A 13,116-nucleotide genomic window follows, 5' to 3' on the forward strand; every position below is an offset into this window, starting at 1 on the left:
CGCATGCGTGCCGCAGCAGTGCAGATCCCGCACCCTGGAGGAGAGCCATCGTGCCTCGTACCGTCAAGGATGTCGTCTTCGTCGACGGCGTCCGCACCCCGTTCGGCAAGGCGGGCCCGAAGGGCATCTACCACGAGACCCGGGCCGACGACCTCGTCGTGAAGGCGATCCGGGAGCTGCTGCGCCGCAACCCCGGTCTCGACCCGAAGAAGATCGACGAGGTCGCCATCGCCGCGACCACGCAGATCGGCGACCAGGGCCTGACGCTGGGCCGTACGGCCGGCATCCTGGCCGGGCTGCCGCAGTCGGTCCCCGGCTACTCGATCGACCGCATGTGCGCGGGCGCCCTGACCGCGGTGACGACCGCGGCCGGCTCCGTGGCCTTCGGTGCCTACGACGCCGTCATCGCCGGCGGCGTGGAGCACATGGGCCGCCACCCCATGGGCGAGGGCGTGGACCCGAACCCGCGGTTCGTCAGCGAGAAGCTGGTCGACGAGTCCGCCCTGTTCATGGGCATGACCGCCGAGAACCTGCACGACCGCTACCCGACCATCACCAAGCGGCGCGCCGACGAGTACGCGGTGCGCTCGCAGGAGAAGGCCGCGAAGGCGTACGCCAACGGCAAGATCCAGGCCGACCTGGTCCCGGTCTCGGTGCGCCGCACCAACCCGGAGGCCGGTGAGACGGGCTGGGGCCTGGTCACCGCCGACGAGCCGATGCGCCCGGGCACCACGCTGGAGAACCTCTCCGGCCTCAAGACCCCGTTCCGTGTGCACGGCCGGGTCACCGCCGGCAACGCGGCCGGTCTGAACGACGGCGCCACCGCCTCGATCATCGCGAGCGAGGACTTCGCCCGCGAGAACAACCTGCCGGTCAAGATGCGCCTGGTCTCGTACGCCTTCGCGGGCGTCGAGCCGGAGGTCATGGGCTACGGCCCGATCCCCGCGACCGAGAAGGCCCTCGCCAAGGCGGGCCTGTCGATCGAGGACATCAACCTCTTCGAGATCAACGAGGCCTTCGCGGTCCAGGTGCTCGCCTTCCTGGAGCACTACGGCATCGCGGACGACGACGCGCGCGTCAACCAGTACGGCGGCGCCATCGCCTACGGTCACCCGCTGGCCTCCTCCGGTGTCCGGCTGATGACTCAGCTGGCCCGTCAGTTCGAGGAGCAGCCGGAGGTCCGTTACGGCCTCACCACCATGTGCGTCGGCTTCGGCATGGGCGCCACGGTGATCTGGGAGAACCCGCACCACAAGGACGCCGGAGGCGACAAGTGAGCACCGTTGAACTCCTCAAGGGAGCGGCCGAGCTGTTCCCCGACGAGGTCGTGACGTCGGCGCACGTCCGCCACCTCGACCTGCCGTTCGGTGCGGGCCGCTTCGCGCTCATCACCCTGGACAACGGCTTCGACCACACCAAGCCGACGACCTTCGGTCCGGCCTCGCTCGCGAACCTCAACACCGCGATCGACCAGGTCGAGAAGGAGGCCGCGGCCGGCGAGATCATCGGCGTCGGCATCACCGGCAAGCCGTTCATCTTCGCGGTCGGCGCCGACCTCAAGGGCGTAGAGCTCCTGAAGGAGCACAAGGACGCGCTGGCCATCGGCAAGGGCGGCCACGAGGTCTTCAAGCGCCTCGCCGCTCTGGCGGTACCGACCTTCGCGTACTACAACGGCGCGGCCATGGGCGGCGGCGTCGAGGTCGGCCTGCACTGCACCTACCGCACGGTGTCCGCGGCCCTCCCGGCCTTCTCGCTCCCCGAGGTCTTCCTCGGTCTGGTCCCCGGCTGGGGCGGCTGCACCCTGCTGCCGAACCTGATCGGCGCGGACAAGGCCGTCTCGGTGATCATCGAGAACTCGCTCAACCAGAACAAGCAGCTCAAGGGTGTACAGGTCTACGAACTGGGCATCGCCGACGCCCTGTTCGAGGGCGCGGACTTCCTGGAGCAGTCGCTGATCTGGACGGCGTCCGTCCTCAAGGGCGAGATCGTCGTCGACCGTCCGGTGATCGACCGCGGCGAGGCCTGGGACCAGGCCGTCGCCAAGGGCCGCTTCGTCGCGGACAGCAAGGTGCACGGCGCGGCCCCGGCCGCCTACCGCGCCCTCGACATCATCGCCGCCGCCAAGAACGGCGACCTCCAGCAGGGTTACGACGCCGAGGACAAGGCCCTCGCCGACCTGATCATGGGTGGCGAACTGCGCGCCGGTATCTACGCGTTCAACCTGGTGCAGAAGCGCGGCAAGCGCCCGGCCGGCGCGCCCGACAAGTCGCTCGCGCGTCCGGTGACCAAGGTCGGCGTCGTGGGCGCGGGCCTCATGGCCTCGCAGCTCGCCCTGCTGTTCCTGCGCCGCCTCGAGGTGCCGGTCGTGCTGACCGACATCGACCAGGAGCGCGTCGACAAGGGTGTGGGCTACGTCCACGCCGAGATCGACAAGCTGCTCGGCAAGGGCCGTGTCAACCAGGACAAGGCCAACCGCCTCAAGGCCCTGGTCACCGGTGTGCTGGACAAGGCCGAGGGCTTCGCGGACGCGGACTTCGTCATCGAGGCCGTGTTCGAGGAGATCGGCGTCAAGCAGCAGGTGTTCGCGGAGGTCGAGGCGGTCGCCCCGGCGCACGCGATCTTCGCCACCAACACCTCCTCCCTGTCGGTGACGGAGATGGCGTCGAAGCTCAAGAACCCCGAGCGGGTCGTGGGCTTCCACTTCTTCAACCCGGTCGCGATCCTCCCGCTGCTCGAGATCGTGCGCGGCGAGCAGACCGACGACGCCTCCCTGGCCACCGCGTTCTCCGTGGCCAAGAAGCTGAAGAAGACGGCGGTTCTGGTGAAGGACGCCCCGGCGTTCGTCGTGAACCGCATCCTCACCCGCTTCATGGGCGAGATCCAGAACGTCATCGACGAGGGCACCCCGGTCGAGGTCGCCGAGAAGGCGGTGGAGCCCCTGGGTCTGCCGATGTCTCCCCTCGTCCTGCTGGAGCTGGTCGGCCCGGCGATCGGCCTGCACGTCTCGGAGACCCTCAACCGGGCCTTCCCGGACCGCTTCACGGTCTCCCCGAACCTCGCGGCCGTCGTCAAGGCGGGCAAGCGCGGCTTCTACGTCTACGACAGCGGGAAGCCCGAGCTGGACCCGGAGGTCGCCGCGCTGCTGAAGCAGGGCGACTCCGTCCTGTCCGAGGAGCAGGTGCGGGACCGGGTGCTGGACGCGGTGGCGCAGGAGATCGGGCTCATGCTCGACGAGGGCGTCGTCGCCGAGGCCCAGGACATCGACCTGTGCCTGATCACGGGCGCCGGCTGGCCCTTCCACCTGGGCGGCATCACGCCGTACCTGGACCGCGAGGGCGTGTCGGAGCGCGTGACCGGCAAGAAGTTCCTGGCACCCGGGGTGGCGAGCGTTCCGGCGTAGCCGCCGCACCGCCACGTACGTGACGAGGGCCTCCGCCGGTCGGCGGAGGCCCTCTTCGCCTTTGGACTCGTGCTCAGTAGTTCCCGCCGTAGTACGAGCCCACCGCCGAACCGGCCGAGGCGTTCATCACGGTGAAAGGAACCTGAGTCACCGGGGACTCGGCCCCGGACGCGTCCACACCGAAGACGTCGACGACGTGCATGCCCTCGCTCCAGGCCCAGCCGGAATCCCATGACCAGCTGCCGTTCGCGGCGACCGCGGCCCCGCCGAGCAGCACGCCGTTCTCCCGGAAACCGATCTGTGCGGCACCTGCGGCCGCGCCGGCGAAGACCACCCGGGAGTCCAGCACCTGTTCGTGGGCCACGGGCTCCAGCACCATCGGCGCGGACGAGCTCGGCCCGACCGTCGACAGCAGGGGCCCGTGGTCCACGACCAGCGCCTTGGGGCCCCTGGGCGCGCCCCCGGCCGGACCGTCGACGGCTGCGAAGGGCACCTCGATCCGCTCGGACTGGTATCCCGAAGCGTCCACCGCGTAGATCTTCACCGGGTGCCTGCCCTTGCTCCAGGCCCTTCCCAGCTCCCAGGACCAGCTCCCGTCGTCGGCGACATCGGCCTGTCCCAGGTACTTGCCGTGCTCCCAGACGATCACACGGACGGCGCCTCGGGCGTGACCCACCAGCCGTACGGCGTCCCGGCGCACCTCCTCCTGGGGCGTCGGCGCCGTCACCACGGGCGGCGGGAACTCCGCTCCCCGCACCACCGAGGTGGCGGAGAGGTAGGAGGTGATGGCCGAGCGGTCGCGGTCGGGCTCCTCGTAGCCGTTGCGTACGAAGCCCAGACGCGGGGCGATACCGTCGATCAGGAAGTTGACGAGGCCCATGAGAAGAGGGACGTTGCGCCCCGCCACCTGCGTGTGATCGACGATGTGCGGGGAGTCGCTGAAGACGAGGTTGAAGTTCTCGTGGTGCTGGAAGAGGCCGAGGAAGGGTTCCACCTGGACCGGGAACTGGTCGTCCTGGGCGGCCGAGACCAGATAGATGTTCGCCGTGCGGTTCGCGCCCGAGCGCACCAGGTCGGGAAGGAGCGAGTCCACCGCCCGCACGTTCTCCTCGGGCACGCCTTCACCGAGCATGTAGCGCGCGGTACCGGGGTGCACGTTCTTGACGTACGTGCCGATCGAGAACTGCGGCGCGATGGCGACGATGTTCCGGAAGCCGTACTTCAGGCCGAAGTAGAGCGCCGCGCTGCCGCCCTTGGAACCGCCCCACAGGGTCACGGAGTCGGGGGTGAGGTCGAGGGCGCGCATCACGTTCGAGATGAGCGTGACGACGGACTGCTCCAGCGAGAAGTCCATCTCCCTGCACAGGTAGTAGCTGCGATTGTCGTCGAACTTGTCCCGGATCCAGAGGACGTTGGCCCGCAGCTTGTCGAACACACCGTTGGACCAGCCGTAGTCGTTGGGAGCCGCGAAGTTGGCGAAGACGACCACCAGATGCCGGTTGCCCTTCTGGGCATGGGTGAACCGGTACTCGACCGGGAACGTTCCGGAGGCTTCAATGCCGACGAGCAACTGCCGCCCGTTCGAGGGTGCTTGGGACATGTACGCGGTCCACTCTCTGATTCTGCGAATTCGGACGGTCTCAGTACCCGGCGGCTGCCGCGCCTGTCGGGATGTTCGGGACGGCGAAGGGCACCGCGGCCGCCGGGGACTCGCCCCCCGCGGCGTCCGCCGCGAAGACCTCGACGGTGTGCATGCCCCCGGCCCAGGTCCAGCCCGGCTCCCAGGACCAGCGGCCGTCGGGAGCGACCGCACACGACCCGAGGAAGACGCCGTCCTCCCTGAAACCCACCTGGACGGCACCGGCGGCGACGCCTGCGAAGGCGACCTGAGCTTCGGCGAGTTGGCGGTAGGCCTCCGGCCGCTGCACCAGTGGCACCGGTAGCTGGCCGGCGACCGTTCCCGCCGCATGTCCGCTGCCCGGGCCTGGCGGCTGCGCCGCGACGTGCTCCGAGACCGTGAACCGGGCATCCGTGCGCTCGGACTGGTATCCGTTCGGGTCGACGGCGAAGAGTCTCACCAGGTGCTCGCCCGGGCTCCACAGGGTGTCCTTGGCCCATGTCCAGCCGCCGTCCTCGCCTACGGGGGCCGAGGACAGGTACGTGCCGTGCTCCCAGATGCTCACCCGGACCGCTCCCGGCGCATGGCCGGTGAAACGGACGCCCGCGACGGGCAGGAGGTCGTGCGGCCCGGGCGCGATCACGACCGGAGTGGCGAGCGAACCCTGCACCACTGACGTGGACTTGAGGAAGGAGTCGATGCCCGACCGGTCGGCTTCGGGCTCCTCGTAGCTGTGCTGGGTGATGCCCAGCCGCGGAGCGATGCCCTCGACGAGCAGATAGGCGATCCCCAGCAGCGGGGGTGTATTGCGCTGTGTCACCTTCCCGTGGTCCGTGATGAACGGGGACTCACTGAAGATGAAGTTGAAGTTCTGGTAGCGCTGCAACAGCCCCAGATAAGGCTCCACCTGGCCGCGGTACTGCTCGTCCTGAGGCGAGGAGACCAGGTAGATGTTCGCGTTCGGGTTCGCTCCCGACGCCAGCAGGTCGGGCAGGATGGCGTCCAGGGTGCGGACGTCGTCCTCCGCCATCGCCTCGCCCAGCATGTGCCGGCCGGTGTCGGGATACACGTCGCGGACGAAGGTACCGATCGCGATCTGCGGCACGCTGGCGACGATGTTTCCGAAGCCGTACCGCAGTCCGAAGTACAGCGCCGCGCTGCCGCCCTTCGAGCTGCCCCACAGGGTGACATCGCCGGGGGTCAGCCCGAGGGACCGCACCACCTTCGAGATGAGCCCGATGACGGACCTCTCGACGGCGAAGTCCATGCCGTTGCACAGGTAGTAGGTGTTCCGGCCGTCGAACCGGTCACGGATCCAGAGGATGTTGGACCGGAGGTTGTCCAGGACGCCCGTGGCCCAACCGTAGTCGTCCGGCGCGAAGAGGTTGGCGAAGACCACCGTCAGATGCCGGTTACCGCTCTTGGCGTGGGAGAACCGGTACTCGACGGGACGGCCACCTGACGCGTCGATCCCCTGGATCACCTGCCGGCCCTTGGCGGGTACGTTAGACATGGTGCGCTTCCACTCTCGTCAGGTCCTTCGGAATCGAACGGTCTTGGCGCCCCCGGCGCAACGAATGCCCGAGATCGGGCGAAACGCCGGAACTATGGCGTCCGATGCACGAGTCGGCCATGATGTCGGGATGCTCCCGACGCCCTCTCGGCCCGCTCCCGGACCACGGCCTCGTCGCCCACGACGGGTCGTGGCCGTGGCGGCGGCCCTGCTGGGACTCGCGGCGGCGGTGACGGTCGCGCAGACCTCGAGTTCGGACCGGTCCTTCGCCTCGGCCCGGACACTGACCGTGGCGACCTGGAACATGTGTGGTGTCCGGCAGTGGAACTGCGCCGGCACCGGGAGCCGTGCCGTGAAGCAGCGGGAGGTCAGGCGCCTCGCCACCCGGGCCGGGGCCGGGGCCGTCTTCCTCCAGGAGGCGTGCGCCGGTGACGTCGCGGCGGTGCGCACGTCGCTCGGCCGCTCCTGGCACAGCGCGTTCCGGGCCTACACCACGCGTGACCGCGCGGGCCACGGCGCCACCGTTCGGTGCGCCGGCTCCGGGCAGGGCGCCGCAGGGTACGCCATCCTCGCGGCGTACACCCTGACCTCCGTCACCGCGGTGCCCTCGCAACAGCCCTCCGTGGGCCTGCGGCGCGGCATTCTGTGCGCCACGGTCGCGGCGCACGACGTCCGTCTGTGCATCGCCCATCTGAGTCCGGCGGGCAGCGACCAGGCGCACCCCGACTGGGAGTTCCGCGACGACCAGCTCAAGGCGCTGGTGGCCGCCGTACCCCCGAGACGCACGGTGTACGGCGGTGACTTGAACGTGAATCCGCCGGGCGACGGCAACTCCGCCTCCTGGGTGTGGCCTTCCGCGCCCTACGCCGTCCACCGGGAGTGCGACCAGGGCTCTGCGACCTCCCGCTCGGGTCGGGCGACCCACGTCTCCGGGCACAAACTGGACTACCTGTTCACCGGACTTGCCAGGCTCCGGTGCACGGTGCGCGACACCGGCGCCTCCGATCACTTCGCGCTGCTCGTCCGGGTTCGGACCAACTGAGGACACACCGAAGGCGCGCCCCGTTCGCGGCCGCCGGGAGCGGGCGACGGGGAGCGCTTGCGGTGTGCCGGGGTGGGGCGCACTCATGGAGCGCCGCAGCCGTTCGGCTCGTCAGGACACCGCAGGCCTGCGCGCGTCTGTCTCATACGATCACGCCCTCGACGGCCCGACCTTCTGCTGCCTGCGCTCTCGGAGCCTGGCCGAGCGGCTGCTGGAACCGCACCGCCGTCGAAGGCGGCAGACGATCGTAGTGCTCCGGGCCGTGCCCGGGGGCCTGGCCCTCGGGGACCTGCCGCGGTCGTGCCACCGCCTGCGGGCCGGTCGGCACGAACGGCTGTGTCCCGCTCGTGGCTCCTCGCGCCGCCGCTTGGTCGGCACGCGCGGGCTGAGTGGGGATCGCACCCGTCCGGCCGTCGGCGCCGACCCCGGCGGGCGCCGGGCGCCGTTGCGGTGCGAACCAGTGCTGAGCCTGCCACCGGATCGGCGTGAGCGGCCGTCCCGAGTGGCGGTGTTCCACCGTGCCGACCGCGGGTGCCCGGGCCTCCTCGGGTGCGAGGTCGCCGCCCGCGACGAGCATCCGGTCGGCAAGCCGCGCGGAGGCGTAGCCGTCGTCGAGGTCGCAGAACTCGCTCTGGAACCACCGGTAGCGCTCGGCGTAGGTGTCCTGGATCCGGTCGATCTCCCGAACCGCGGTCACCAGGTCCTCCGAGGTGTACAGCAGGGGCCCGGGGGCGCTCTGCTGGAAGTCGAAGTAGAAGCCGCGCAGGGTGTCGCGGTAGTGGTCCAGGTCGTACGTGAAGAAGAGGATCGGGCGTCCGGTGTTCACGTAGTCGAACATCAGGGACGAGTAGTCCGTGATCATCACGTCGGTGATCAGGGACAGGTCGGCCATGTCCGGATAGTCGGAGACGTCGAAGACGAAGCCGTCACCCGCTCCCGGTACCGGATCGACCACGTTGGGATGACGGCGGACCAGCAGTACGTGGTCGGCACCCAGTCGGGCACGGGCGTCCGCCAGGTCGATGCGGAAGTCGAGCTTGTACTTGCCGGGGGCGTAGAACTGGTCGTCGCGCCAGGTCGGTGCGTACATCACGACGCGCTTGCCCTCCGGCAGACCGATGCGCCGGCGGATCTCCTGCTCGCGCCGCTCCATGCCGGGCAGACGCAGGATGTCGTTGCGCGGGTAGCCGCTCTCGACCATCTCGCCGGGAAAGCCGAAGGCCCGCTTGAGGATCGGGGTGGAGAAGCTGTTGGGCGAAACCAGCATGTCCCAGTTCTGCACCTCCTTCTCCACCCGCTCCAGGTAGCGCTGGTCGGCGAAGTGGATGGCCTCGATGTCGTGGCCGATCTTCTTCAGAGGAGTGCCGTGCCAGGTCTGCACGACGATCTGGCCCTCCCGCTTCTGGAACCAGTCGGGCAGGTGGTTGTTGGCGACGACGTACCGGCTGGTGGCCAGCGCCTCGTACCACTGGGGCGACCACATCCTCACGGCCTTCGCCGTGGGCGGCACCTCGACCTGGTCGTCGCGGACGACGAAGAGGTGCTCGAGGTCGACGCCCCGCCGCACCAGCTCCTCGTGGAGGGCGCGGGGGCTGTCCGAGTACTGGGTGCCCTTGAAGGCGTCGAAGAGGATCGCCGGGCGCACCTTGATGCGGCGGGCAGCCGGGTAGGTCTTCGTGCGCAGCAGCTTCTGCCGGTAGGGGCCTCGGGCATGGTCGGGCATGGCCGACTGGACGAGGAGGGAGAGCCGGTCGTAGGCCTCGGCCTGGAGCTCGTATCCGCGTTCGTTCTCCTCGTAGTCCTGCGGGAAGGAGTCGACGAGGTCCTGCTCGATCTTCACCATCAGGTCTTCGAGCCGGTCGTCGCGGGCGACCGCCGAGAGGTCCTGGCGGCGCAGGAAGAAGTCCCAGCGGCCGGCCGCGAGGGGGATACCACCGGCGAGCGTTCGCATGGCGGCGGGGGTCACCACGCTGCGGAAGGTGTTCCCGTCCCACACGAGGGGGACGGTGCGTTCCGCCCCGTGGGCGCGCGAGCGCACCACCAGGTGGGCGTCGCGGTACTCCCGCGCGGTGAGCCGGTCGGCGGCCAGGTAGCGGCCTCCGATCTGCAGCGAACCGTCATCGAGCCAGGTGACGTCCGTCGCCGTGGGCAGGGTCGCGCGTTCGAAGAGCACGAGGTAGCCGGAGCCGTTGCGGTGGACGACGACCTCCCGGTCGCCCTCGCGGGTCTGCAGCGACGCGGGCATGCGGTAGTGCCCGTCGGGCGTCTCCTGGGCCATGACCGGATACATGGTCATCTTGCGGCCCTCGACGTGGAACGTGGTCTTCCAGCCGTTGCTGCCCATGCTCCAGGACTTCGGGATCTCCGACCCGGCCTGGGCGTCGGCTCTGAATCCCGGCACCAGGAGGCGCAGTGGGATGCGGGCGGTGAAGGAGCACCAGCCGTCGCCGCCGGGGGTGAAGTGCACGCGGGCGTCGTGCTTCCCGGCCCCGCTCATGCTGACGACCCTGAGTTTGCCCCACTCCGGCACCTTGGGGCCGAGGTAGACGCCACGCAGCTCCAGCTGGTCGCCGGTGACGCGATGGCCGGTGATCCGGCAGCGCACGATCTCCACGCGTAGCTTGAGCTTGCCCTGCAGAAACACCGGAAGAACGCGGGTGTTCTTGTCGACATAGCGGTACGGCGGATTGGCGGCCGCTCCCGCGCCGCCGCGGTCGATTCCGCGGTAGCGGAACAGGCCGCGGCTGAGGACTCCGGCCGCGACGTCCCAGGTGCCCTCGACCCACTGGCCCTTGCGCTTGAGCCGGGTGGTGTCGATGCGCGCCTCGAAGCCCGCCCAGTCGTAGCAGTAACGATTCTGGTTGGAGTGTTCGGTGGCCTGCGGCGCGTAGGTGGTCTTGGCCGTGGTGACGACCATCCGCCCCTGCTTCTTGTTCCGCAGAGCGATCGCCTTGACCGACATGTGCTTCTTGTGGACGTTGATGAAGCGGACGTAGGCGGCACCCGTGAGGGTCAGCAGGTGACCGGTCGTACTCCAGCGGGCGCCGTTCAGCGTCCCGTGCAGCGAGAACTCCTTGTCCAGACGGTAGGCCTTCTTGTCGAGGCCGACCTTGCGGTCACCGAGGAACGGGTAGTTCAGATAGCGGCGGAAACGCCGGTGGACGGGCATCGGCCCGCCCTTGCGCTCGAAGTGGATGACCTCCAGGAGCTCGGCCAGCCGCCGGTCGCGCACCAGGAGCCACTTGACCCGGGCGTCGGCGGGCAGCTCGTCGATGATGGTGAGGTCGGCCTCGTCGAGGAACTCGTTGGCCCACTCCATGAAGGCCTGCTGGTACTCCTCGTCGGCGTCCGGCAACACCTTCAGGTGCAGCATGAGGTCGGACTTCAGACAGGCCAGGTCGTACTTCCGTTTGCTGCCCTCGTACTGCTTGGAACGCCGCTCGGCGAGGAACCGGCTCACCGACTGCACCGCCGCGACGCGGTCCTTCAGGTTCGACAGCTCGGTGTGGCGCTGGGTGATCGAGGGGGCGGCCCCACCCTCGCGCCGGCGCCAGAAGTAGACGATGTCCGTGATGACGTCGACCTTGGCGGCGCGGAAGTGCGCGTACATGTTGACCCAGGAGTCCTCGTACAGGACGCCCTCGGGGAACTCTATGTAGTGGTAGTCCCAGAAGGTCCGCCGGAACAGCTTGTTCCACACCGTGCGGTCGTAGATCAGCGCGTCGAACTTGGTGATGTGGGTGCCGCGCCGGTTCTTCTGCATCGGGCCTTTGTGCAGCGGGGACTGCCACTTCTTCGTGGAGTTCATCATCTGCACGTTGCCCGAGACGAAGTCCGAGCCGGACTCCTCCAGGGTGCGGACCAGCAGCTCGTAGGCGTACTCGGGGATGACGTCGTCGCCGTCGACGAAAGCGAGGAACTCACCCCTGGGGTGCATGGAGCGCAGACCCGTGTTGCGGGCGTGGCCCGGACCGTGTGAGTGCTGCCGGATCAGCCGAAAGCGCTTGTCCGCCGCACAGAAATCCGCCGCGATCCGGACGGAGCCGTCGGTGGAGCCGTCGTCGACAAGAAGCACCTCGAAGTCACGGAACGACTGGCGCGCGATCGATTCCAGACATTCGGCGAGGTAGACCTCAACATCCTGAAAGGGCACAACAACACTCAGACGCGGATGTTCCGCCAACACATACTCCTACCCAGACAAAGCGCCCCCGGGACACCGGCCGACCTCAGCTGGGTCCCCCCTGATCGGCGTTACCCGGCCAGCCCCCTTGCCGCCTTGGCATCACACGCCTCCGGGACCGCGGTCGAGCCCCCTCCACCAGCGGTCACAGGATTGCCACATCTTATGTCGCCCTAACGAATGGTCAAGGCCCATTAATGCCTAGTTCACCGCTTAGACGTGCTAAGGCATCGCGCTGGCAAGGGAGATGGCCGCGCGTGAGATCCGCGTCATACGACGCGAGCATCCGGCGCCCCGAAGGTCAGAGCCTGTCCCAGTGGGTCAACGTGAGCCCGGAGACTTCCTCCTGCCGGGCCACCTTCGGCGCACCGTCGGGGCCGATGAGCGCCATGACCACCCGGCCCCTGCCGTCCAGGGCGAGCGTCGGCGCGCCCTGGCAGGATTCGGCAAGCGCGTACCACCAGAAGCCGTCGGTCTCGCTCTCGGTTCCACCCACGCCGAGCACCGCCGTGCCGTCGTGGTCCCGGCAGGCGAGGATGACACAGTCGTAGCCGTCCACCGACGCCCGCAACACCCCGTACGGCACCCGGTCCGGGGAGAAACCCAGGGCGGCGGGCCAACCGCCCGCCCGCCACGCGGCGGCACCACCGCTCTCGGCATCCGTCCAGAAGAACGTGGCGCGGTCCGGCCCGGTCTCCAGGACAGCGACCGTGCCCGGCGAGGGGCGCAGCGCGAATCCGCGTGGCCCCACGAAGTCTCCGCCCGGCTCCAGCTGACGCCACACGAGTACGCCGGTCTCGGCGGCGACGCAGACCTCGACACGTCCCCCGGCGAGGGCGACCGGTGTGGGCAGCGCGTCGATGCCACCACCGCGCAGGTCCTCCCAGGCGCGCCACTTGCCGTTCGGGGCCTCGCGACGCAGCATCAGGCCTTGGTGCGCGCCGCGTACGAAGACGTGCACCGTGCCGTCCGGCGCGATCGCCCCGGTCGGCGGCCCCGGTTCGCCGCCCTGCTCCCGCGCCTGATGCGGGTTGCCGAGCGAGCGCCAGTCGGAGACGGCGAGCCCGGACTGGTACTGGACGGCGTGCACGATGTCCACGCTCCGGGAGCCGCCGGCACCGGCGCGCTCCCTGCGGCCGAGCAAGTGCACGTAGGTGTCGGCGCCCTGCACCACCGTCAGGTGGGTCAGCCCGGCGGCGGCCACGAAGTGCGGTCCGCTCCAACCGGGGCCGCCGCGGGTGGTCTCCGTCCAGCGCAGCAGGCCGCCGTCGGTGGGGGCGTACAGACTGAGCCGGCCGTCCTTGCCGAGGGTGAGCCAGTTGCCGTGCGCGGCTCCGGACGCCACGCGTCCCTGTCCCTG

General features: G+C 69.4%; 7 protein-coding genes. 3 read left to right on the forward strand and 4 right to left on the reverse strand.

Features of this window, described 5'->3' with window-relative positions; genetic code table 11:
- The first annotated feature begins 50 nt into the window (after positions 1-50).
- Together OG985_RS13655 and OG985_RS13660 are read left to right on the forward strand one after the other, a co-directional pair.
- Positions 51-1,277 carry an acetyl-CoA C-acyltransferase gene (locus OG985_RS13655; protein WP_371668590.1) on the forward strand — a complete coding sequence of 409 codons (1,227 nt, stop codon included), beginning with the start codon at positions 51-53 and terminating at the stop codon, positions 1,275-1,277.
- Positions 1,274-3,400 carry a 3-hydroxyacyl-CoA dehydrogenase NAD-binding domain-containing protein gene (locus OG985_RS13660; RefSeq protein WP_371668591.1) on the forward strand — a complete coding sequence of 709 codons (2,127 nt, stop codon included), beginning with the start codon at positions 1,274-1,276 and terminating at the stop codon, positions 3,398-3,400. The genes OG985_RS13655 and OG985_RS13660 overlap by 4 nt, the downstream gene beginning before the upstream one ends.
- A gap of 73 nt (positions 3,401-3,473) precedes the next feature.
- Here OG985_RS13660 and OG985_RS13665 read toward each other — a convergent pair whose 3' ends face one another.
- Together OG985_RS13665 and OG985_RS13670 are read right to left on the reverse strand one after the other, a co-directional pair.
- Positions 3,474-5,000 (reverse strand): hypothetical protein, encoded by a 1,527-nt coding sequence (locus tag OG985_RS13665; protein WP_371668592.1) that lies wholly within the window; start codon positions 4,998-5,000, stop codon positions 3,474-3,476.
- Positions 5,001-5,040: 40 nt separating this feature from the next.
- The gene (locus OG985_RS13670) at positions 5,041-6,531 is read right to left on the reverse strand and encodes a hypothetical protein (RefSeq protein WP_371668593.1); all 1,491 of its coding nucleotides are present in this window, start codon (positions 6,529-6,531) and stop codon (positions 5,041-5,043) included.
- A gap of 190 nt (positions 6,532-6,721) precedes the next feature.
- On the opposite strand from OG985_RS13670, the gene OG985_RS13675 reads away from it, so the two are divergent.
- Positions 6,722-7,573 (forward strand): endonuclease/exonuclease/phosphatase family protein, encoded by an 852-nt coding sequence (locus tag OG985_RS13675; RefSeq protein WP_371668594.1) that lies wholly within the window; start codon positions 6,722-6,724, stop codon positions 7,571-7,573.
- Between the two features lie 142 nt (positions 7,574-7,715).
- Here OG985_RS13675 and OG985_RS13680 read toward each other — a convergent pair whose 3' ends face one another.
- Both OG985_RS13680 and OG985_RS13685 read right to left on the reverse strand, forming a co-directional pair.
- Positions 7,716-11,726 (reverse strand): CDP-glycerol glycerophosphotransferase family protein, encoded by a 4,011-nt coding sequence (locus OG985_RS13680; protein ID WP_371668595.1) that lies wholly within the window; start codon positions 11,724-11,726, stop codon positions 7,716-7,718.
- Positions 11,727-12,057: 331 nt separating this feature from the next.
- On the reverse strand, positions 12,058-13,101 hold the full coding sequence (locus tag OG985_RS13685; RefSeq protein WP_371668596.1) for a hypothetical protein: 1,044 nt from the start codon (positions 13,099-13,101) through the stop codon (positions 12,058-12,060).
- Positions 13,102-13,116 lie beyond the last annotated feature (15 nt).

This window comes from Streptomyces sp. NBC_00289, assembly GCF_041435115.1.
GTDB lineage: Bacteria > Actinomycetota > Actinomycetes > Streptomycetales > Streptomycetaceae > Streptomyces.

What these genes read in the sequence shown, in the direction of transcription:
- OG985_RS13665 (WP_371668592.1), bottom strand. Translation starts at nt 5,000, where the DNA reads ATGTCCCAAGCACCCTCGAACGGGCGGCAGTTGCTCGTCGGCATTGAA.
- OG985_RS13670 (WP_371668593.1), bottom strand. Translation starts at nt 6,531, where the DNA reads ATGTCTAACGTACCCGCCAAGGGCCGGCAGGTGATCCAGGGGATCGAC.